This window comes from Mixta intestinalis (assembly GCF_009914055.1).
Lineage (GTDB): Bacteria > Pseudomonadota > Gammaproteobacteria > Enterobacterales > Enterobacteriaceae > Mixta > Mixta intestinalis.
In genome coordinates, this window is sequence record NZ_CP028271.1 from 2,650,163 (window position 1) to 2,671,688 (window position 21,526).

At 56.1% G+C, this 21,526-nt stretch carries 18 protein-coding genes; 6 read left to right on the plus strand and 12 right to left on the minus strand.

The features are described 5' to 3' along the window. Positions 1–24: 24 nt before the first annotated feature. From C7M51_RS12235 to C7M51_RS12255, 5 genes are all read right to left on the minus strand, one after another. Positions 25–5,616 (minus strand): trifunctional serine/threonine-protein kinase/ATP-binding protein/sensor histidine kinase, encoded by a 5,592-nt coding sequence (locus C7M51_RS12235; RefSeq protein ID WP_160622046.1) that lies wholly within the window; start codon positions 5,614–5,616, stop codon positions 25–27. Next, a complete protein-coding gene (locus tag C7M51_RS12240) occupies positions 5,609–6,004 on the minus strand; it encodes a response regulator (RefSeq protein ID WP_160622047.1) in 396 nt (131 codons plus the stop codon). The genes C7M51_RS12235 and C7M51_RS12240 overlap by 8 nt, the downstream gene beginning before the upstream one ends. Before the next feature lie 45 nt (positions 6,005–6,049). Next, on the minus strand, positions 6,050–6,304 hold the full coding sequence (locus tag C7M51_RS12245; protein WP_208852096.1) for a XapX domain-containing protein: 255 nt from the start codon (positions 6,302–6,304) through the stop codon (positions 6,050–6,052). A 2-nt stretch (positions 6,305–6,306) separates the two neighbouring features. Then, positions 6,307–6,540 carry a DUF1427 family protein gene (locus C7M51_RS12250; protein WP_160622048.1) on the minus strand — a complete coding sequence of 78 codons (234 nt, stop codon included), beginning with the start codon at positions 6,538–6,540 and terminating at the stop codon, positions 6,307–6,309. Positions 6,541–6,601: 61 nt separating this feature from the next. After that, positions 6,602–7,291, minus strand: coding sequence for a hydrolase (locus C7M51_RS12255; protein WP_160622049.1), 690 nt, complete (start codon positions 7,289–7,291; stop codon positions 6,602–6,604). Positions 7,292–7,351: 60 nt separating this feature from the next. Here C7M51_RS12255 and C7M51_RS12260 point away from each other — a divergent pair, with 60 nt between their 5' ends. The 4 genes from C7M51_RS12260 to C7M51_RS12275 all read left to right on the plus strand — a co-directional run bounded on the left by C7M51_RS12260 (position 7,352) and on the right by C7M51_RS12275 (position 12,069). Next, positions 7,352–7,495 (plus strand): hypothetical protein, encoded by a 144-nt coding sequence (locus C7M51_RS12260; RefSeq protein ID WP_160622050.1) that lies wholly within the window; start codon positions 7,352–7,354, stop codon positions 7,493–7,495. Between the two features lie 139 nt (positions 7,496–7,634). Beyond that, on the plus strand, positions 7,635–9,509 hold the full coding sequence (locus C7M51_RS12265; protein WP_160622051.1) for an amidohydrolase: 1,875 nt from the start codon (positions 7,635–7,637) through the stop codon (positions 9,507–9,509). A gap of 57 nt (positions 9,510–9,566) precedes the next feature. Then, positions 9,567–11,201, plus strand: a complete 1,635-nt coding sequence (locus tag C7M51_RS12270; RefSeq protein WP_160622052.1) for an MFS transporter — start codon at positions 9,567–9,569, stop codon at positions 11,199–11,201. A gap of 46 nt (positions 11,202–11,247) precedes the next feature. Continuing rightward, positions 11,248–12,069 carry an alpha/beta fold hydrolase gene (locus C7M51_RS12275; RefSeq protein WP_160622053.1) on the plus strand — a complete coding sequence of 274 codons (822 nt, stop codon included), beginning with the start codon at positions 11,248–11,250 and terminating at the stop codon, positions 12,067–12,069. Positions 12,070–12,247: 178 nt separating this feature from the next. On the opposite strand, the gene C7M51_RS12280 is transcribed toward C7M51_RS12275, so the two are convergent. From C7M51_RS12280 to C7M51_RS12310, 7 genes are all read right to left on the minus strand, one after another. Further along, positions 12,248–12,409, minus strand: coding sequence for a hypothetical protein (locus C7M51_RS12280; protein ID WP_160622054.1), 162 nt, complete (start codon positions 12,407–12,409; stop codon positions 12,248–12,250). Between the two features lie 1,463 nt (positions 12,410–13,872). Further along, positions 13,873–14,253, minus strand: a complete 381-nt coding sequence (locus C7M51_RS12285) for a TfoX/Sxy family protein (protein ID WP_244323728.1) — start codon at positions 14,251–14,253, stop codon at positions 13,873–13,875. A 71-nt stretch (positions 14,254–14,324) separates the two neighbouring features. Further along, positions 14,325–16,529 (minus strand): ferric-rhodotorulic acid/ferric-coprogen receptor FhuE, encoded by a 2,205-nt coding sequence (gene fhuE, locus C7M51_RS12290; protein WP_160622055.1) that lies wholly within the window; start codon positions 16,527–16,529, stop codon positions 14,325–14,327. A gap of 469 nt (positions 16,530–16,998) precedes the next feature. Next, entirely contained in the window at positions 16,999–17,463 is a 465-nt protein-coding gene (locus tag C7M51_RS12295) for a YehS family protein (protein WP_160622056.1), read from the minus strand. Positions 17,464–17,533: 70 nt separating this feature from the next. After that, positions 17,534–18,262: a two-component system response regulator BtsR gene (btsR, locus tag C7M51_RS12300; RefSeq protein WP_160622057.1), complete on the minus strand. Its 729-nt coding sequence runs from the start codon at positions 18,260–18,262 to the stop codon at positions 17,534–17,536. After that, positions 18,256–19,944 (minus strand): sensor histidine kinase, encoded by a 1,689-nt coding sequence (locus tag C7M51_RS12305; protein ID WP_160622058.1) that lies wholly within the window; start codon positions 19,942–19,944, stop codon positions 18,256–18,258. The genes btsR and C7M51_RS12305 overlap by 7 nt, the downstream gene beginning before the upstream one ends. 164 nt (positions 19,945–20,108) lie before the next feature. Beyond that, complete coding sequence (locus tag C7M51_RS12310; RefSeq protein ID WP_160622059.1) at positions 20,109–20,540, minus strand: OsmC family protein; 432 nt, start codon at positions 20,538–20,540, stop codon at positions 20,109–20,111. Between the two features lie 162 nt (positions 20,541–20,702). Between C7M51_RS12310 and C7M51_RS12315 the strand changes: the two genes are divergently transcribed. After that, the gene (locus C7M51_RS12315; protein WP_160622060.1) at positions 20,703–20,882 is read left to right on the plus strand and encodes a DUF2158 domain-containing protein; all 180 of its coding nucleotides are present in this window, start codon (positions 20,703–20,705) and stop codon (positions 20,880–20,882) included. A gap of 90 nt (positions 20,883–20,972) precedes the next feature. Beyond that, positions 20,973–21,521, plus strand: coding sequence for a spermidine N1-acetyltransferase (gene speG, locus C7M51_RS12320; protein ID WP_160622061.1), 549 nt, complete (start codon positions 20,973–20,975; stop codon positions 21,519–21,521). Positions 21,522–21,526 lie beyond the last annotated feature (5 nt).

The following is a 21,526-nucleotide window of genomic DNA, read 5'->3' on the forward strand; positions in this document are numbered from 1 at the left end:
TTTGTCCACCCGCGTCAGCGATAATCAGAAATTCTCTTCTTCGCCACCTTCCGTTGGCAGCGTAAAGGTGAAAAGGCTGCCGTGTGGCAGGCGTGGTTCTGCCGTTAACGCACCAAGATGCTTTTCAATGATGCCGGCGCTGATGGTCAGCCCCATCCCCATCCCCTGCTCTTTGGTGGTGTAGAAAGAATCAAACAGCCGTGCCTGAACTTCCGCGCTCAGACCAATGCCGGTATCGGCAATCTCCAGGCGGATTGTCTGCGGCGTCGGATTGGTGGAGCTGACGGTAATGGTGCGTGGACGATCGTGAATCTCCGCCATGGCATCAATAGCATTCACCACCAGATTTAGCAGCACCTGCTGAATCTGTACGCTGTCACCATAGATAAACGCCTTCTCCGCCTTCAGCGCATATTCCAGCGTGACCTGCCGCCGCTCCAGCTCGCTGCGCGACAGCGCCATGATATGCCAGACCAGGTGATGCAGATTAACCCGCGCCCAGCTTGACTGCTGATTGCGCGTCAGCGCCTGTAGCCCGCGAATGATATTTCCGGCGCGTTCCCCCTCGCTGATAATCTCTTCCAGGCTGGCGCGTGCGTTAATCAACATCGCCGGTTCACGGTTGAGCCAGCGCAGGCTGGCCCCGGCGTTCGCTACTATCGACATCAGCGGCTGATTGATCTCATGGGCAATCGAAGCCGTCAGTTGCCCAACGGTGGTAGCACGCGCTACCCGCGCCAGGTCAGCCTGGGCGACACGCACGGCATCTTCCGACTGGCGTCGGGCGGTAACATCGGTAATGGTGCCGAAATATTCCGCGATGCTCGCCTCTTCGCCAATAGGATTACCGACGCCCAGCAGATAGCGGCAGTCCCCGTCGGCGCGGAAAATGCGAAATTCCGCACGCATCGAAACGCCGTTACGCACGCTGTCGGTTACCAGCCGGCTGATGCGCGGATAATCTTCAGGATGCACCAGCGTCAGGAAATCAGCCATCGACAGCGTGCGCTGCCCCTCCGGCAGGCCGAGGATGCGCGCATACTGATCGGAAACGTACATTAAGTCCTGCTCCAGCTCCCAGCGCCAGGTGCCGGTATTACTGATTCGCTCCCCCAGCATTAGCGAAGTTTGGCTGGCACGCAGCTCTTTTTCTACGCGACGTCGCTGGATGTTCTCTTCCAGCAGCTCCGCATAGAGTCGCGCCGTCTCCAGCGATACCGCCGCCTGCGCCGCCAGCATCCTGACGATACGCGAATGCTCCGCCGTAAAGATTTCCGGCATCAGACGATTTTCCAGGTAGAGCACGCCGACCATACGGGCCTGCTTATACATCGGGACGCAGAGCACCGCCGCGCCGGAGGTGACCAGATAGGCATCCTGGCTGAACGGGCTGAAGATCTCCGGCTTGCTGGTACGAATCTCCTGGCCAGTGCGCATCACCGCCGCCAGCACCGAGAGCGGCATATCGTTTACCGAAGGCGTCTCTTTGACAATTCTGACCTTCACGCCGTCAGAGGTGGTTTCCGCCCAGGCCTGGGTTTCTGGCGTATTGTCATCCAGGATGCGAATCAGCAGACCGCGTTGGGCACCTGCGCGCTCCAGCAGCATGGTCATTAAAATATGGATCAGGCGATCGAGGTTGATCTCTTCGGTAAGCGCCCGCACCGCCCGCAGCACGCTCTCCAGGTCGCGAATCACCTCATTCGGCGCGAAAGCGATGGTGTCATAAGGCGTGCTGCGCCCGGAAGAGGCAAGATGAGGATAGAGCCGTTCCAGCTGGCGCAGCTTTGCCAGCGCGCCCCAGCGCTGCCAGGCACTGAACGCGCCTTTAAAGTAGGCGTCGGCGGCAACCGCATAGCCACAGGATTTGGCGAAGCGCCCGGCCAGCTCGCACGCCAGGCCGTTAATCGGATGACACTCCGCTTCGCCGGAGAGACGAATCGCTTTCTCATACAGCCCGACCGCCGCCTCATTCTGTTTATCCAGCCGTGCCAGTTCCGCTGCGATCAGCGCTTCCCTGTCGGCAAAGGTTGCCGGATTATGCTGCGCCCAGCGGGCGATTCTGGCGTGGTGCGCGGTTACCGTCTGACGTTGCTGCGCGCTGAACTCGTCAGGCGCCATACCTGCCGTCAGCGCCAGCGCACTGTAAAAATGGTAATCCAGCAGGTGCAGATAGCCCGGCACCGCGCTAACGAACGGCGTTGCCTCGAGTAAATAGTCGGTGGCCTGGGCATATTCGCCGGCCATAAAGCAGGCTTTTGCCCGGTAGAGCCAGTACCAGAACAGCGTTAAAGGTATCGGCCTGCCGCCCTCGCCCGTCCCGGTAGCGAGCAGCGTATCAGGAAACACCTCCATGCCGGAAAAACTGCCCGACGAGGCGTTACGCAAATGGGTAACGTACAGGCGCTGGATCAGCAGCAGGATCTCCACATCGGGAAAGCGCCGTTTGCGAATAAACGCCAGCCCGCGCTCGATGGTGGTCAGTACGCCATCAAGATGATCGCCGCGCAGTAAAAAATTCATCGTCTGATGCCGGATAATAAAGCAGGCCACGGTTAAATCACCGTGATCGACCGCGACGGTGAAGCAGGTTTTAGCGTTTTCCACCGCCACGCTGAGCGGCGCAACCCAGGCACTGGCGAGATCGACCGCCAGCAGCGTTCGTCCTTTGAAGCCGTTAAAGTGATGGCGCATAACCAGATCGCGCCCCAGCTGGCTGTAGATCCAGCCGCGCTGATATTCATCATAGCGCCGTCCGATCAGCACGCCATACCAGGCCAGTGCGCCGGTAGCGGCACCGCACAGGCCGCGATCGAGCGTCATATGCATAATTTTACACAGCAGCAGGAAATGCAGACGTGGGCTGGCGAACGCTGCAAACATGCTGGCATTGAGCATCAGGCTCATGATCGCTTCGGCCTCGCGATCGCAGGTAATCGCCAGCGTGGTAAACCGGCGCTGCGGATCGTCACCGACGCGCTGCTCCAGCACCTGCCAGGCACGATCGCAGTCGCTCGCCTCCGGATCGCGGCTGAAATGGATACCAAACACCGCCAGCCATGCCAGCGCGGTTTCCAGCGCCAGCGACATATCGGACTGACGCATATGCAATTCTGCCATCATGCAGGCGGCTACCGCTTTCTGCTCCAGGCTGCCCGGCAGCCCCATAGCCCGATTGCAGAGCGCCAGCGCGGAAGGCAGATTTCCCTGCAAAAATTCACATTCCGCCTCCTCGAACTCCAGCAGAAAATCTTCATCCGCCGCCTTTTGCAGCGCATCCTGCTTCAGTGATTTTGCCGTATGCAGATAACGCACCGCTGAAGCGTAGTCACCGGTGCTTTTCGCCCGTGCCGCGGCGCGGCGGCAGATCGCGCGGTAGCTGTCGCGCTGCGGCGAGAAGCGCACCGCATCAATCGCGGCGGTAATATGGTGAACGGCAAGAAACAGCGTGTCGTTGCTGTCATTATGACGTGCCGCTTCCGTCAGGCGGGCGGCGGCGGCAACGTTCAGACGGCACGCCTCTTCCGGCTCCAGCAGCGCCTGCGCCGCTTTATGTACCCGATCGTGGGTAAAAGCGTATTCATCACCGGCAAGCGTAATCAGACGGGCGGCGATAGCTGGCTGTAGCTGTTCCAGCAGGTGCGCGGGGGAGATATCCTGCATCTGGCTGAGCAGCGCCAGCCTGCCGCTTCCGCCGACGCTGGCAAGGCCACCCAGCAGTTTACGGGTGGTTGAAGGCAAATCGGCAAGCTGTTGTAGCATCAGGCTGGCGACATTTTCGGTATAGTTACGCGCCTCTATGGCAGCCAAATCGTAATGCCATTTGTTGTGCTGCGGATGATGTGTGATCAGCCCGTCTTTGACGATGCGGCAAAAAAACTGCTGCGTAAACAGCGGATTGCCGCCCGTTTTTTCATGAATGAGCGTTGCCAGCTCACCTAACCCGGAGGCGCGACTCTGAAAGCGCGCGCCCAGCCAGCGCGCAACCGCTTTCACGCTAAGCGGTGCCGGGCGAATATCCAGCCGCTCGCTGGCGCTGGACATTAACGCCTCGAGCTGCGGCGCGGCAAAACCTTTCGGAAATGCCTCCGCATCGCAGTATGAGACCACCATCAGCAGCGGCAGCGAGGTGCCGTTATGGGCCAGATGCTCCAGTAGTTGCAGGCTGGCCTGATCGATCCAGTGAATATCTTCTATCAACAGCACCAGCGGGCGTCCCGGTGTGGCAAACGCCTTCGCCAGGCAGAGCGCCATCTGGTTGAAGCGCACCCGCGCATCAGCGGAATGCATATCGGCGGGAAGCCGCGCTTTGCTTTCCAGCAACAGCCCCAGCTCCGGCACCAGATTTACCGCCAGCCCCGCATAACTGCCCAGCGCCTGCGTCAGACGCTGCTTCCAGCGCGCTACTTCAGGAGCCGCCAGGCCCAGCAGCCAGAGCGTCAGCGAACGAAAGGCGGCGGTAATCACCGCATAAGGTAATACCGGCGAATATTGATCGGCCTTGCTGACCGCCAGCAGCGCGGAACGATGCTGGATATTTTTTAACGCCGAGGCGATCAATGAAGATTTGCCGATTCCCAGCGGCCCGCTGATGGTCACCAGCACAGGCGTACCTTTCTGCCTTACCTGCTCAAACGCCGCCAGCAGCTGACCGCTCTGTGGATGGGCCAGCCAGAGATGCTCCGCCTGCGACAGCGTCGGCACCCGATCCTGTAGGCCAGGGGTAAAATCAGCGATCCGCCCCTCTTCAGACAGGTTCGCCTGGCAGCGGCGCAGATCCGCCAACAGCCCTTCCACCGTCTGGTAACGCCTCGCCGGGGATTTCTCCAGCAGACGCAAAATAATCGTCGAAAGCATCGCCGGGATCCCGGCGCGTATTTCATGAGGTGAACGGGGAGCTGAAGCGATGTGATGGTGCGCCCATTCCGCCTGCCCGCCTTCGCTCAGATCGAAGGGCAACGTGCCGGTCAACAGCTCATACAGCACAATGCCCAGGCTGTAGAGATCGCTGCGGCTGTCCACCGCATCGCGGGTACGGCTGGTATGTTCCGGCGACATATAGGCCAGCGTGCCACCCGATACGCTCAGGCGCGTCGGCGTTGTGTTTTCCGCAGGCGCGGTGGTCAGCCCGAAGCCACCAAGACGACAGCTGCCGTCCGGGGCGATAAAGACGTTGCCAGGTTTGATATCGCTGTGCGTCAGCCCCAGCGCATGCAGCTGTCGCAGCGGCGTACAAAGACGCAGCGCCAGCGACAGAAATTCATCGCAACTATACGCCGCACCGCGCACCGACTGAGCAAGGGTTTTAAACGGGAAAGCGGCATAGACCAGCGCGTAACGCCCGTGATGCAGCGTGCAGCTGAGCGGTCTGATCGCCCAACTGTCAGCCAGCTGTGTGCGCAGGGAAAATTCGTTTTTCAGCAGCAGCGTCGCCTGAAAGGTCGCCTCTTCGCTGACCGGGCTGGCAAGGATAAAGGTTTCGCCCGCATGAAGCGGCTGGCACAGCGTCCAGGCGATACCGCCCTCCTGCGCCAGCGGGGTGAAAATAAACTCGTCGGTTAAGGTTAAAACCTTATCCTCCAGGCCGTTGCTGACGGCAGACAGTTTCTCACTCATCGTTGCGTTGCGCCTCACGGGAAGAGAGTTCACGGCGGATGGTATCCAGCAGCGTATCGACGTTGATCGGCTTGCGCAAGAAAGTGACAGCGCCCAGATTAATGGCGTACCACAGCATATTTTCGTCGCCGTGCCCGGAAATAAAAATAACCGGCGGCGGCATCAGCTGTAATACCACCTGCCGATAGAGATCGAAGCCGCTCATGCCCTTCAGCTTTACATCAAGAATAAGCAAGGAAGCGTTAGCCAGCGCGCTTTTATCATCAAGAAACGCCTCTGCGGATTCAAACGCGTCGGTTTCATAGCCATCCGACTGCAATAGATTGCTTAACCCGCTACGGACGGAGCGTTCATCGTCAACGATGACGATGCGCGGTGACGGCGCCATGCTGTAATCCTCTGTATGCGTTCACACTGGCGTGAACGGCACGCCTCAGGGGGCGTTTTTGCTATCCGGGGGCGGCGCGCCGCTGATTTTAGGCACGCATTCATGGCGAAACCAGGCCAGGGTGACCGGCTGGCGTGCCAGCAGGCGACGGAAGAGCGGGATCAGCTGTTCGCCAATCAACATCCCGAATAGCCCCAGCAGAGCGATAACCGGCGGCGCGGGCGAATGAATATTGACCATGCCATAAATCACGCCCGCCAGCAGACCCACCGCCAGCGAAAGAAGAGAGGATTTCATCATAATCAGCCACTCCGTGTATAGAGGGCGGCAGAGGCTGCCGTTGCGGGATGTGCCGTAACGGGTTCCGCGGCGATTGTCGGCCGGGCGGCGACCATCGCCACCAGCTTTTCACCGCTTAGCATGCCCAGCAGTCCGATAAGCGCAATGGCGGGCGGCGCGGGCGAACGTACTTTAAGCAGCGCATAGAGCAGCCCAATCACGATCCCGGCGGCAAGTGAGATAGCGCCTGTCATCATGTTGCTTCTCCCATTAATCACGCCTCAGACGGGCCGCAGCGGCGCTCCGGCCCGCGAGACATTACTTGTTGGCCGGAGCCGGGGCCAGCGTACGGTGCACGCCTTTCGAACGCGCCGGCGCTTTATGTACCATGGTATAGGCGTAATCGACGCCCATACCGTAAGCGCCGGAGTGCTCTTTAACGATATCCATCACCGCGTTGTAAGTCTCTTTATGGGCCCAGTCACGCTGCCATTCCAGCAACACCTGCTGCCAGGTGACCGGCACCACGCCCGCCTGGATCATGCGCTGCATAGAGTAATCGTGCGCCTCTTTCGATGTGCCGCCAGACGCATCCGCCACCATATAGATCTCATAATCGCCCTCAAGCATGGCGCACAGAGCGAAGGTGTTGTTACACACTTCGGTCCACAGTCCGGCAACCACCACTTTCTTACGGCCATTTTTCGCCAGCGCGTCACGCACCTTCTGGTCATCCCAGGAGTTCATAGAGGTACGCTCAAGAATGTCATGTTCCGGGAATACGTCCAGCAGCTCAGGGAAGGTATTCCCGGAAAAGCTTTCCGTTTCAACGGTGGTGATGGTTGTCGGAATGTTGAAGACCTTAGCCGCTTTCGCCAGGCCTACGACGTTATTTTTCAACACCTGACGATCAATCGACTGAACGCCGAAGGCCATCTGCGGTTGCTGATCGATAAAAATAATTTGGCTGTTAGCGGGAGTCAGAACTTCAAGCTTAGCGTTGGTCATGAGAGTACCCATTAATGAGGTTTAAGTAAAAGGGTCCGCAAAAGAGGTGGCGGAAACATAATGACAGTGCGTTACGCTGCCGATAGCGACACAGGAGGAGAGCGCCACATTGTGCTGACGCCGCTGACCACGCCGGGCCGAACTTCGCTGTCAGGGCGGATAGTAAAAGGAGTTTGCAGACCGGGCTATTATCTCTGTGTATAACTATACGCTTGTATAACTAGACGCTGCTTTCAAGCGCTGACCATAATCCCGCCAACTTCCGCGCCCTGTTCACTTCATGCAGCGCGCCTTTTTTCCGGGGCCTTGCCGCCTTATTCGGATGTTTCAGACAGGAGGATTTATGGTTTCGCTCGGTAAAGCAGATCTTATATTTATTAACGGACGCCTGCATACGGTCGACAGGGAAAACCCGGTCGCCGAGGCAGCCGCCATTCGTGACGGGCGCTTCCTGGCGGTTGGCAGCACTGCCGAAGTGATGGAATATCACGACGAAGGAAGCAAAGTGATTGATCTGAAAGGCCACACCGCAATTCCCGGCCTGAACGACTCTCACCTGCATCTGATTCGCGGCGGGCTTAACTACAACCTGGAACTGCGCTGGGAAGGCGTGCCGTCGCTGGCAGACGCGCTGCGCATGCTGAAAGAGCAGGCGCTGCGCACGCCCTCGCCGCAGTGGGTACGCGTCGTCGGCGGCTGGACCGAGTTTCAGTTTGCCGAACGCCGTCTGCCGACGCTGGATGAAATTAACCAGGCGGCACCCGATACGCCGGTATTTATCCTGCACCTTTACGATCGCGCTCTGCTGAACCGCGCCGCGCTGAAGGTGGTGGGTTACACCAAAGAGACGCCTAATCCGCCGGGCGGCGAGATCCAGCGTGACGCTAACGGCAATCCGACCGGGATGCTTATTGCACGCCCCAACGCCATGATCCTCTACGCTACGCTGGCGAAAGGGCCAAAGCTGCCGCTGGAGCAGCAGATCAACTCAACGCGCCAGTTTATGCGTGAGCTGAATCGTCTCGGTCTGACCAGCGCTATCGACGCGGGCGGTGGTTTCCAGAACTACCCGGAAGATTATGAAGTCATCGCAGAGCTGCACCAGAAGAAGCAGATGACCATCCGCATCGCCTACAACCTGTTTACCCAGCGCCCCGGACATGAGCTGGAAGATTTTGAAAAGTGGACCGATATGCTGACGCCGGGCCAGGGCAGCGATTTCTTCCGCCACAACGGTGCGGGCGAGATGCTGGTATTTTCCGCCGCCGACTTTGAAGATTTTCTGGAGCCGCGCCCCGATCTGGCTCCAGGTATGGAGGATGAGCTGGAGCGCGTGGTGCGCCATCTGGTGGAGCATCGCTGGCCGTTCCGCCTGCATGCCACCTATAACGAATCCATCAGCCGCATGCTTGATGTTTTTGAGCGCGTCAACCGCGATATTCCTTTCGACGGCCTGCACTGGTTCTTCGACCATGCGGAAACCGTGACCCAGGCCAATATCGATCGCATCAAGGCGCTGGGCGGTGGTATCGCAGTGCAGCACCGCATGGCCTTCCAGGGCGAATATTTTGCCGAGCGTTACGGTATCGAAGCCACCCGCCATACGCCGCCGGTAGCGCGCATGCTGGAAACCGGCGTGCCGGTCGGTCTCGGCACCGACGCCACGCGCGTTGCCAGCTATAACCCCTGGACGGCGCTCTACTGGCTGGTTTCCGGGCGCACCGTGGGCGGCATGCAGATGTATGACGTGAATGCGCGCCTCGATCGCGATACCGCGCTGATGCTCTGGACGCAGGGCAGCGCCTGGTTCTCTAACGAACAGGGTAAAAAAGGCCAGCTGAAAGCGGGCCAGCTCGCTGACCTTGCGGTGCTGAGCAAAGATTATTTCCGCGTGCCGGAAGAAGAGATCAAAGGCATCGAGTCAGTGCTGACGGTGGTTGGCGGCGAGATTGTCTACGCAACAGGCGCGTTTAATGCAGAAGCGCCGCCTGCCATCCCGATCCTGCCGGAATGGTCGCCGGTAGTGAAGGTGCCGGGGCACTATCGCAGCGCGCCGCCGCAGGCTAATCGCGTCGGAATGATGCCGATGGCACATCATTGTAGCGGCCCGTGTGGGGTGCATCAGCATCAGCACGATACCGCACGTGGCTCGTCGGTGCCGGTTTCCGACGATAACGCCTTCTGGGGTGCCCTCGGCTGTAGCTGCTTCGCTTTCTGACACCGATGAAGATTAATGCGATCTCTCGCCCCGACACACAAACTAAAGGATATCGCTATGGCGCAGGTTAATGATATTCATGAGGTCAGCGCTCAGGCCGCCGCGCCCGCGCCGTCCGGTTCCGCCTCCTCCTGGCAGCCGCTGCGCCAGCCGGTGTTCCGTATGCTGTGGATCGCCACGGTGGTATCAAATATCGGTTCATGGATGAACGACGTCGGGGTGAACTGGGCGATGCTGACGCTCAGCGCCAATCCGCTGTCGGTGGCGCTGGTGCAGGCTGCCAGCAGTCTACCGATGTTTCTGTTTGCCCTGCCCTCCGGCGTAATGGCCGATATCGTTGACCGCCGTAAATATCTGCTCTTTTCACAGCTGTGGGTATTTATCGCCGCCGCCGGGCTGACCGTGCTGTCGCTGCTCGGCATGGTAACGCCGCTGGTGCTGTTGGTGGCAGCCTTCCTGCTCAGCACCGGTGCCGCAATGAGCTCGCCGCCGTTTCAGGCGATCGTGCCGGATCTGGTGGCGAAAAATGAGCTGGGTGCAGCGATCGCGCTGAATTCGCTGGGGATTAATATCAGCCGTGCCATCGGCCCGGCGCTGGGCGGTCTGATTCTGTCGCTCTCCGGCCCGTGGATGGTGTTTTTGCTTAACGCGCTGTCGGTGCTGGGCGTGGCCTGGGTACTGTGGCGCTGGAAAGCGGAGCCAACCATTCAGCGCCTGCCGCCGGAGCACTTTTTCCCGGCGGTGCGTGCCGGATTACGCTATGTACATGCCGCGCCGGTGCTGCGCAACGTGCTGGTACGCACCGTAACGTTCTTCCTGTTCGGCAGCGCAGGCTGGGCATTGCTGCCGCTGGTGGCACGCCGCGAGCTCGGCCTCGGCCCCGGCGGTTACGGCATTATGCTCGCCTGTATCGGCCTCGGAGCTATTTGCGGTGCCGTGCTGCTACCGCGACTGCGACAGCGCTTCGATCCCGATCGCCTGATGGTGCTGGCCAGCCTGCTGTTCGCCGCGACGATGCTGGCGCTGGCCTTTGTGCGCCACTTCTGGCTGCTGAACGCCTGTGAGTTTTTTACCGGCTTCGCCTGGATTGCGGTGCTTTCGACATTAAACCTTGGCGCACAGCGCAGCGCGGCGAAATGGGTTAAGGCGCGGGCGTTAGCGGTCTACCTGACCGTTTTCTTCGGTGCGATGACGGTAGGTAGCGCTATCTGGGGACAGCTCGCCGCGCACTTTTCCATCTCCGTTTCACTGAGCATCGCCACCCTCGGTATGGTGCTCGGCTGCCTCACGGTCTTCCGCTGGCGGCTGAATAAAGATCCCGATCTTAATCTGGAGATCAGCGGGATCGCGGAAAACGCACCGCAGGATGCTATCGCCCATCAGCGCGGCCCGGTGATGGTGATGTATGAATATCAGATCGATCCGCAGGACGCGCACGCCTTTACGCTCTGCGTACAGGAGATTCGCCGGGTACGGCGGCGCGGCGGCGCGCTCAGCTGGTCAGTCTATGAGGATGTTCAACGTCCCGGCCTGTTTGTAGAAACCTTTGTTGTCGGTTCATGGATCGAACATCTCAGGCAGCATGAACGCCATACGATGAACGATTTAAAGATCCAAAATCGCGTACAGGCTTTTCACCGGGGCGGGCAGCCGCCCGCAGCACGTTATTTTATCGCGCCCGGTAAAGCGTGACCCGCGCCCGTTAACCTTGTTCAATCATAAAAATGAGGATGTAGATATGAGTATGTTCAGGACGCAGGATGGCACTCAGCTTTATTACAAAGACTGGGGTACAGGCAAGCCGGTGCTCTTTAGCCACGGCTGGCCGCTGGATGCCGATATGTGGGACAGCCAGCTAAATTTCCTTGCCGAGCGCGGCTATCGTGCCATCGCTTTCGACCGCCGTGGCTTTGGCCGCTCGGATCAGCCGTGGCAGGGCTACGATTACGATACCTTCGCTTCTGATATCAACGATCTGATTGAGCATCTGGATCTGCATGATGTGACGCTGGTCGGTTTCTCCATGGGCGGTGGCGACGTAACGCGTTACCTTGGTCGTTACGGCAGCGCGCGCGTCTCAGCGCTGGCGCTGCTCGGCGCGGTTACGCCGATCTTCGGCAAGGCAGACGACTATCCGCAGGGCGTTGATTTAAGCGTTTTCGCCGGTATTCGCGACGGGCTGCTGAAAGATCGCGCGCAGTTTATCAGCGATTTCTCCTCGGTTTTCTACGGCACCAACGCCGGACAGACCGTTTCCGAAGGCGTGCTGACGCAGACGCTGAATATCGCTCTGCTCGCTTCGTTGAAGGGAACCCTTGACTGCGTTACCGCCTTTTCTGAAACCGATTTCCGCAGCGATATAGCGAAAATTGATGTGCCGACGCTGGTGATTCACGGCAGCAACGATCAGGTGGTGCCGTTTGAAACTACCGGCAAGGTAGCGGCGGAAACCATCCGCAACGCGGAACTGAAGGTGTATGACAATGCCCCACACGGTTTCGCGGTGACACATCAGGATCGGCTGAATAACGATCTGCTGGCTTTCTTGCAAAGACTTTAATTACAGTAAAACGCACTTTGAGATGCCACTTCCACCGAAGGGAGTGATAATAAAAGTCCTGGCCTTACGGCCAGGACTTTGTCCGCTGATTCACAATACTCAAATCTGCTTGCAAAGCCAGTCAGTCAAGAAAGGAGGTATTTCCTGAGAATTTATTTTATAAGATTCTATAAGTACGTTAACTAACCGTATCGCCTGTTCCCTGGAGAGCGGAGTCGGTTTCAACACAATACTTCCCAGCAATTCTCCGGCGAAATTCTCTGACAGAAAAAGCACCTACTGCCGCAGCATTACCCGCACCGGAAATTCGCACCAACTGTTGTTTGTTAAGTAAATACATAAATCATCCTTTTTAATTAAAGTTTACCACAGCATTACGCCAATACCATTAATATATATGGGAGGAAATACTGCTACCACTGGCTGGCACAGTTCCCTTCCCATCCCCACAGAGTTGCTATAAACTCTTTTCATGGGCCATCTTTTAGTTTATTACAAACATTCTCGAAACTAACAGCACCGGACGCTTACACTATTTGTTTATTGCTAAGTGAACACATTATTTATCCCTGGCTCATGTTATGAGTGGCAGGGATAAATTCTCCTGCCGTCATGCGGCGTTCAAAACAGTCTGTTTTAACTTACGGTTGCTTTGTGTTTCCATCCACGCCCATAATTAAGCGACCGCCACTTATCACTACAGGAAATTTTAAAATAATATGAGATGAATTCGGTTTCCTTATTAATAATACCCGGCAAATTTACGGTTATCGGCCCGTATTTTTAGATATAGTCTGGTATAGTTGTTGCCTTCTCACCAGCAAAGCTTGTTGTTTTTATTTCGCTCAGTAAATACATATTCTATCCTCTTTTGTCAACCCTTACCGCAAAGCAGTATACTACCCTCCGACCATACCGAAATTACAGACCTATTAATTTGCTGGGGAATAGCTTTCATCAAACCCTTTTGGGGAAAATTTTTGCCAAAAGTCGGGATAAAACACAGAGTTTTCCTAAACCGAAATCAATTCACCATTATTTTACACCAGAGCTGCCGGACACCTGCGCCGTTTGTCTTTCGTCAAAAAGATGCATTTTTCCGTTATTCTCGACAAGGACAATCTGCCGACAACAGGCGCTCCGCCAGTATTGAGATTACAGAACCCTCCCCTTTTTTAACAATCGAAAATTATCTATTCTGATTAACGCTATCCGCCAGGTTTTTTATAAACTCCGGCAGGCCGGTTGTGTTTTATAATTATTTTACCAGTACCGACTGAAGCGTCAGCACCGCTCATCCGCGCTTTGACACTGAGCCAAAAATTTTTTCATTTCTGGATCATCATTATGCAGACGTTTTGCCGATAAAAGGATTACAGAAAGGCATGATGAATAAATAGCAGGAATGCAACACCCCACAAAATTTCACCTATAAGATATAGTATAAAATTAATTTAATAAGGGTAAATTAACATCTCGCTATTTCTATCTTTTCAGTTAATAAATGCCAGTTAAGATGACAGGCGCACTAAACGGAAAATATTTATTTCAAATAAAGCCATTGGGGCTTTACTTACCATGCGAATGCAATATTGCCGGAGGTTTCCACCGGCGCAGGCGCAAGAATATTTTTGTACCGGATTCAGGGGGCAGAAACAGGATCTTTCTTTGATATATTTCTTTACGATGGGAAAACCAATAAGTGGAAATCATATAAAAAGCTGCAATATCAAAATTTTTTCATTTGCTGCAATACACTGGCTGAGTTTTTACAGGCGGTACTGAATAATAAAGCCCGACCGGTTAATTTGCCCGGCGGATCCGTTTTTTCCCCTTACCGGCGCGTTTTGCGGCGTCAATCGCCGATCGCACCCACTTCGTCAATGCCTCCTGCTCCTCCAGCAGGCCATCGGGCAGCGTGTAAAACGACAGCGCCACCGTTTTTAACGCGCCGTTGGCGCTACGTCGGGTATAGGTAAAAGGTGAACAGCCAGCGGCGATAAAGCGATCGCGGTTAAGAGCATCGGTTTTTAAAAACACGACGCCCGCGTGGTCAATTAATAACACCATCAGGCCATCCTGAAACAGCGCCGTGCTGTTAAACATGCGCCGAGTGGTAAACCGCCCCAGTGGGGCCAGCTGATCGAGAATAAAATGGATTAACTCATCGGATGCTTTCACCATCTGTCTCCTTAGCGGCGCGGCGGCTATTCATTCCCCGCCGCGCCCTGAAGCACAGATTAACCGATTAAGAATCAGAAGCGATAGTTCGCGCTGACTGAGAAGTTACGCGGCGCGCCATATACCACATACTGGCTGACGCTGGTGTCATACTTTTTATCCAACAGGTTATTCAGGTTGGCCTGCAACGAAAGCTGCTTCGTCACCTGATAACGCCCAAACAGATTTACCAGCGCATAGCTGCCCTGCTCGGCATGCCAGGTGCCGTTGCCTTCCGGCGCGCTGACGTTCTGCCAGACCGTATTTTGCCAGTTAACTCCGCCGCCCAGCGTAAGATCGCTCAGCGCCGGTGGCGTCCAGGCAGCAAACAGCTTAACGGTGGTGCGCGGCTGCGTCGGGTTAACCGCATGACCTTCGCTATCCTCCGCCACATAGCGCGTCGCACCGAGCGTCATCTGTAGGCTATCGGTCACCGCACCGTTGATTTCAAACTCCACGCCCTTGCTCACCGTACCCTGAGTGGCATAGTAAGCGCTCTCGGTGGTGCCCGGAATCATCTCGCCGGTGGTTTGCGCCACGTTATCCTGTTCGATGCGGAACACCGACACAGAGGTTGTTACACGGCTGTTCAGCCAGTCCGCTTTTACCCCCGCCTCATAGCTTTTACCGGTGACCGGCGACAGGTAGTGACGGTTGATATCACGGTAGGTTTGCGGATTAAAAATCGAGGTGTAGCTGGCGTAGGCGGACCAGGCATCATTGATGTCATAAACCAGGCCGGCATAAGGCGCGGCTTTGCTTTTCTCCAGGTTCTGCGACAGCGTGCTGGTGCTCCACTGGGTATAGCGCGCCCCGACAATCAGATGCAGCGGATCGGCCAGCGAAATACGTGTGGCGGTATAGGCTGATTTCTGATGGATGGTATCTTCCTGCGCCAGGCTCAGCGCGTTCCAGTTGGTTTCCGGGAAGCTGCTGTTCCAATTATTAAAGTTGCCGACATCCTCTGGCGAGAGGTTGGCGAAAGCGCTCATATAGCGGTTGTGCTGACGGCTGTAGCTGACGCCCGCCATCAGCTCGTGCTGACGACCAAACAGCTGATAAGGACCGCTGGCGAAAGCGTCGATCGCATGGACTTTGCGCTTGCCGGTGTTGTAGCCGGTGCCACCAACAACCGGATAACCGGCGTAGCCGCTTACGCCCTGTCCAGTGTTACGGTCAAAGTAGCCATCGATATAAAGCATTTTACTGTCAAGTTCGGTTTCCGTATGGGTGCCGTTCAGCGTGAACTGCCAGCCATTGTCGAAACGCTGCTTCAGGGTAGCAAACACTTTTCTCGACTGTTTATCGCTCCAGGCCCAGTCAGGCGCGGTACTGAAGCTGCGGTGATAGTCAGTTTTACCGCCGTCGCGATACCAGCGCGGCAGGCCGCCCCACGGCGGGCTGTCAGCATTGATTTCCTGATAGTCGTAGCCAACTGATAAGGTCGTGGAATCGGTCAGATCGGTATCCACCACGCCGTAAATAAATTTCTTGTTGGCGCTGTAGCGATCGATATAGCTGTCATTGTCCTGGTAGCCTGCAATCATGCGTCCGCGCACGTTACCGGATGCGGTTAGCGGCGCGGAGAGATCGAGCACGTAACGCTGCTTATCCCAGCTGCCGTAGGTGGCGGAGACGTTGCCGGTAAATTCGCGGCTGTCGGCGTGCTTGCGCACCATATTAACCGCTGCCGAGGGGTTGCCTGTTCCGCTCATCAATCCGGTAGCACCGCGTACTACCTCAATGCGATCGTAAATCGCGGTATCGGCGGCGGAGTCACCCAGATTCCAGCGTTCTTCGAATACGGTAGGAATATCATCCACCATATAGTTATCGATCAGGAAACCGCGTGAGTAAAAGGTGCTGCGATCGTAATCCGCCACGCTTTCGCTGACGCCAGTGGTATTTTTCAGCACATCGCCCAGCGTTTGCAGCTGCTGATCCTGCATACGCTGCTTGCTGATGATGCTGACGGATTGTGGAATATCACGCACGGTCATGGTCATTTTGGTGCCCGCCTGGGTGACCGGCACGCTGTAGTCGCTTTGCTGGGTCTCATTGGTGCTGTCATCTGAAGCCTCAACGACCAGCATCTCCTCTTTCTGTGCTGCCGCAGCGCCGGGAAGATAAAGTGCGGCGGCCACCAGCGTAGCCAGAGGCGTCAGGATCAGCGCCGCATTTTTTACTGATACAGACGCACGGACGCGTCTTTCCCTGTTGTTTGTTAAAAGTGCGAGCATGTTTTACCTTCGCGAAATTTTTTTATTTTTTGCTATCCCTACCCTCGCCGCCGTCAGGCTGGCAAGCGATACGAATGCGGTATTCCCTGCGTCAACAGCCACTGCCGACGTGTAAACCCTTCCCTGATCGCAACCCGGCTACGAGGATGAGCTCCGCCCCAAGATTGCGAATGAGAACTTTAATCATTTATATTCACACTGTAAATGGCTATTACTGACGGTAAGAAAAACTAACGTGGCAAGGGAGTTATGCGGGCTGGCACGTAAAACAGGAGGTTAGTTTGTAAAAAAATGATTAATTAAAAACGAATAGCAAGCAGATAGCAGCACATCATTTAAATAGCGGTCTCTGTATGCACAGCAGGCGAAAAAAGCCTGCTCTACGGATTTTACGTCACCGAAATATCAGGCCTGGGTTATAACAGGCGGTGCCGGAAACCCTTCCCTGCCCCGGCACGAGTCAGCCTTATTAAGCCGGGCGCAGGCGGCTGGTTAAGCCGCGCAGGAAATAGCGCAGGAACTGATCGCCACATTCGCGATAGTTTTTATGATCCGGCGCACGCATCATGGCGGTAATTTCCGACATTGAAATACGGAACTGCTGGGCAGTCAGGATAGTCAGAATATCATCCGTTTTTAGTGCGAAAGCAACGCGCAGCTTCTTAAGAATGATATTGTTATTAAGCCGACGCTCTACTTTTAGCGGCGGCATACTCTCATCCTTACCGCGCCGATGGTAAATCAGGCCGTTAAGAAAGCAGCTCATCACCACGTCCGGGCAGGCGGCAAAGCCTTCCTCTTCCTCTTTCAGCACGTAGCCCGCGACCTGCTCCGCCGTTACCGCCGTATCGGCGAGCGCCATAATAGCGACTATGTCGTTGTTGTTTAGCTTCAGCATATAGCGCAGGCTGCGCAGCACATCGTTGTTTAGCATCGCTCTCTCTTTATTCTTCCGGCGTACAAAGCGGGCAGTATAGCGATCTCTGCGCGCTTGACGAGTAAAACTACGCGCTTTTCAGCCCCAGCGCCTCTTTCAGACTCTTCAGATAGCGGCGGCTGACCGGCACTTTCTGTCCGGCACGCAATAGCAGCTCGGCCTGGCCGTTTTCCATAAAACGAATCTCTTTCAGCTGTGTCATATTCACCAGATATTGTCGATGGCAGCGTATCAGCGGAGTACGGTACTCCAGCGTGCGTAGCGTCAGCTCGGTAAAGCCTTCCGTACCGTCCACGCCGGTGACGAAAACCCCGCTTACGCGGCTGCTGACGTAGGCCACCTCTGACATTTGTAACAGCCAGATACGGCTGTGACCGCTACAGGGAATAAATTTCAGCGCCTGCTGATTTTCCGGCAGCAGCGCCAGGTTCTGCTCGCCGCGATCGTGACGCAGCCGCGTCAGCGTTTTCTGTAACCGTCCGGCCTCAACCGGTTTGAGCAGGTAGTCAAAGGCATGTGCCTCAAACGCCTGCACAGCGTACTCATCAAAGGCGGTCAGAAAAACAATGTGCGGACGCCGATCCATATCCAGCATACCCGCCATCTCCAGACCGGAAATACGTGGCATCTGAATATCGAGAAACAGCACGTCGGGGCGCAGCCTGTGCACCGCGCCAATCGCTTCCACGGCATTAGCGCTCTCACCCACGATGTCGATGCCCTCTTCCTTTTCCAGCAGTACGCGCAGATTCTCTCGCGCCAGCGGCTCATCATCGACAATTAATACCTTTAACACGTCTTCTCCTCCAGCGGCAGGCGCAGGGTCACACAGGTAAACTGCTCCGGGATGCAGCTTACGCTGATGCCGCAGTCGTCGCCGAAACGGGCGCGCAGGCGTTTATCCACCAGGCTCATTCCCAGCCCGCCTGCACCCTCAGGTTGCCGGTAAAGCCCGGCGTTATCTTCAATTTTCACCAGCAGCCGATCCTGCTGCTGTGTCGCGCTAAGCCTGATTTCACCCACGCCCAGCAGCTGCGAAGTGCCATGTTTAATGGCGTTTTCTACAATGGGCTGTAGCGTAAAAGCGGGCAGCTGCACCTGCGCCAGCGTCTCCGGCACGCTCAGCGATACCTGTAGCCGCGACTGAAAGCGCGCCTGCTCAATTTGCAGATAGGCGTTTACATGCTCAATTTCGTCCGCCAGCGTGACCACCTCGCTGGGGCGCTTGAGATTTTTGCGAAAGAAGGTGGAGAGGTATTGCACCAGCTGCCCCGCCTGTTCGCTGTCGCGCCGGATGACCGCCATTAGCGTATTCAGCGCATTAAACAGGAAGTGCGGATTTACCTGCGCATGCAGCAGCTTGATCTCCGACTGCGCCAGCAGCGCCTGCTGGCGTTCATACTGCCCCGCCAGAATCTGCGCCGAAAGCAGCTGTGCGATGCCTTCACCCAGCGTGCGGTTAATGGAACTGAACAGGCGGTTCTTCGCCTCGTAAAGCTTAATGGTACCAATAACGCGCTGATCTTCACCACGCAGCGGAATAACCAGCGTCGAACCCAGCTTACATTGTGGATGCAGCGAGCAGCGGTAAGGCACCTCATTACCATCGGCGTACACCACCTTACCCTGTTCAATGGCGCGTCGCGTCCAGACCGAGGAGATAGGCCGCCCAGGCAGATGATGATCGCCGCCGATACCGGTGAAAGCGAGCAGCTTATCGCGATCAGTAATAGCCACCGCGCCGATATCCAGCTCACGATACAGCACCTGCGCCACCTTCATGCTGTTCTCTTCGTTAAATCCCTGGCGCAGAATACCTTCGGTTGACGCTGCCACCTTCAGCGCGGTAGCAGAAAAAGCGGAGCTGTATTTTTCCAGCATTGCGCGTTTGTCGAGCAGGATACGCATAAAGAGCGCGGCACCGACGGTATTGGTCACCACCATCGGCGCGGCGATGCTGCAAACCAGCTTTAGCGCATCGTCAAAGGGGCGCGCCAGCAGCAGAATAATTGCCATCTGGATGACCTCCGCCACCAGCGTTACCGCTCCGGCGGTCAGCGGGCTGAAAACCTGGCGACTGTGGCCCCGCTTGACTAATACGCGATGCGCCAGGCCACCGAGTAGCCCTTCCATAATGGTGGAAACCATACAGCTTACGTCGGTCATGCCGCCCAGCGAATAGCGATGAAGGCCGCCGGTCAGTCCCACCAGCCCGCCAACCAGCGGGCCGCCGAGCAGCCCGCCCATTACTGCGCCCACCGCGCGCGTATTAGCGATCGAGTCAGAAATATGCAGCCCAAACCAGGTACCCAGCAGACAAAATACCGAGAAAACCACGTAGCAGAGAAATTTATGCGGCAGCCGCACCGTGACCTGCATCAGCGGAATAAACAGCCGCGTTTTGCTCATCAGCCAGGCAATAACCAGAAAGACACACATCTGCTGGAGTAACAGCAGCACCAGATTAAATTCATACATGCCGACAACCGCGCGTGATTGACCAGCGCGTAACATAGCCTGCTACAAGGATTTTTTCTTTGAAGGGTGGCAAATTATGCTAATCGCACAGGTTCAGATGCGCAGAAACAGAGGAGGGATTTATGCCGCCCCGCGTTGACGGGGCAGCGTTGACAACCGACGGCTTAGTTTTCCAGGCGGTAGTTAAGCGTGATTTCCGCGTTCAGCACCTGTGACACCGGGCAACCCGCTTTAGCTTTATTGATGATTTCATCAAAAGCCGTGCTGTCGATGCCCGGCAGCTTAATGGTGCTGTCGAGAGCGATTTTAGTGATGGCAAAGCCTTCGCCCTGCTTATCCAGCGACACATCCGCCGTGGTATCGATGCTCTGCGGCGTATGACCCGCCTGCCCCAGCATCATTGATAGCGCCATAGAGAAGCAGGCGGCGTGCGCAGCACCGATCAGCTCTTCGGGGTTGGTACCGGGTTTATCTTCGAAACGGGTATTAAAACCATACGGCTGCTGCTGGAGCGCGCCGCTTTCGGTAGAGATGGTGCCTTTACCGCGTTTCAGATCGCCTTCCCAATGCGCCTGCCCTTTTTTATGAATGGTCATCTTTCCTCCCGTTTTTCTGAAATGTACTATCAGTATAGTTAGCCTGCTGAGTGTCACCCGCCGGCAACCGCTTCCTCTTGCAGATAAAAGCGGTTAACCCGCGCCACGGCTTCGCTGCCGGGCCGGAAAAAAATGTAACTAACAGCAACCCCTGGAGAAACCATGTTTCAGAAAGATGATTTGGTGCAGGCGAAAACCGGCGGCCCGAAAATGCAGGTACTGCGCGTGGAAGGCGATATGCTGTGGTGCGCCCGTATTGACGACGCGGACAAAAAAGAGATCGAAATCCCGGCCAGTTCCGTTAATCCTTATCGCGAAGAGGGCGATTTCGGCGTCTGCTAGGCCGGAGCGCGAAGGGATTCATTGAGAGCGCCACGGAGGGTGCGAATTAATCAGTACAGAAGGTTAAGTTTTTATCACAAGGATGCTTTTATGAACGTGAAGCTACGTCCGCTTGAACGCGAAGATTTGCACTTCGTTCACCAGCTGGATAACAACGCCAGCGTAATGCGCTACTGGTTTGAAGAACCCTACGAGGCATTTGTCGAACTCTCCGATCTCTATAACAAACATATCCACGACCAGAGCGAGCGCCGTTTCGTGGTAGAAAACGAAGGCGAAAAAGTGGGTCTGGTGGAGCTGGTAGAGATTAATCATGTACACCGCCGCGCCGAATTCCAGATCATCATCGATCCCACCCATCAGGGCAAAGGGCTGGCGAGCCAGGCGGCGAAGCTGGCAATGGATTATGGTTTTTCCGTACTGAATCTCTACAAACTCTATCTGATTGTCGATCAGGAGAATGAAAAGGCGATTCATATCTACAGCAAGCTGGGCTTTGAAATTGAGGGCGTGCTGCGCCACGAATTTTTTATTAACGGCGAATACCGCAACACTATTCGCATGTGCATTTTCCAGCACCAGTATCTGCAAAAGCATAAAACGCAAACCGGGGCGATGGTGAAGCCCACCGCCCAGTAACCCGA

Bases quoted from the DNA above. Each gene is read 5' to 3' on its own strand.
- C7M51_RS12270 (WP_160622052.1), top strand. From the start codon at position 9,567: ATGGCGCAGGTTAATGATATTCATGAGGTCAGCGCTCAGGCCGCCGCG.
- fhuE (WP_160622055.1), bottom strand. From the start codon at position 16,529: ATGCTCGCACTTTTAACAAACAACAGGGAAAGACGCGTCCGTGCGTCT.
- C7M51_RS12235 (WP_160622046.1), bottom strand. From the start codon at position 5,616: ATGAGTGAGAAACTGTCTGCCGTCAGCAACGGCCTGGAGGATAAGGTT.
- C7M51_RS12315 (WP_160622060.1), top strand. From the start codon at position 20,703: ATGTTTCAGAAAGATGATTTGGTGCAGGCGAAAACCGGCGGCCCGAAA.
- C7M51_RS12250 (WP_160622048.1), bottom strand. From the start codon at position 6,540: ATGATGACAGGCGCTATCTCACTTGCCGCCGGGATCGTGATTGGGCTG.
- C7M51_RS12240 (WP_160622047.1), bottom strand. From the start codon at position 6,004: ATGGCGCCGTCACCGCGCATCGTCATCGTTGACGATGAACGCTCCGTC.
- C7M51_RS12310 (WP_160622059.1), bottom strand. From the start codon at position 20,540: ATGACCATTCATAAAAAAGGGCAGGCGCATTGGGAAGGCGATCTGAAA.
- C7M51_RS12295 (WP_160622056.1), bottom strand. From the start codon at position 17,463: ATGCTAAACAACGATGTGCTGCGCAGCCTGCGCTATATGCTGAAGCTA.
- C7M51_RS12305 (WP_160622058.1), bottom strand. From the start codon at position 19,944: ATGTATGAATTTAATCTGGTGCTGCTGTTACTCCAGCAGATGTGTGTC.
- speG (WP_160622061.1), top strand. From the start codon at position 20,973: ATGAACGTGAAGCTACGTCCGCTTGAACGCGAAGATTTGCACTTCGTT.
- C7M51_RS12255 (WP_160622049.1), bottom strand. From the start codon at position 7,291: ATGACCAACGCTAAGCTTGAAGTTCTGACTCCCGCTAACAGCCAAATT.
- C7M51_RS12245 (WP_208852096.1), bottom strand. From the start codon at position 6,304: ATGATGAAATCCTCTCTTCTTTCGCTGGCGGTGGGTCTGCTGGCGGGC.
- C7M51_RS12260 (WP_160622050.1), top strand. From the start codon at position 7,352: ATGACAGTGCGTTACGCTGCCGATAGCGACACAGGAGGAGAGCGCCAC.
- C7M51_RS12275 (WP_160622053.1), top strand. From the start codon at position 11,248: ATGAGTATGTTCAGGACGCAGGATGGCACTCAGCTTTATTACAAAGAC.
- C7M51_RS12265 (WP_160622051.1), top strand. From the start codon at position 7,635: ATGGTTTCGCTCGGTAAAGCAGATCTTATATTTATTAACGGACGCCTG.
- C7M51_RS12280 (WP_160622054.1), bottom strand. From the start codon at position 12,409: ATGTATTTACTTAACAAACAACAGTTGGTGCGAATTTCCGGTGCGGGT.
- C7M51_RS12285 (WP_244323728.1), bottom strand. From the start codon at position 14,253: ATGGTGAAAGCATCCGATGAGTTAATCCATTTTATTCTCGATCAGCTG.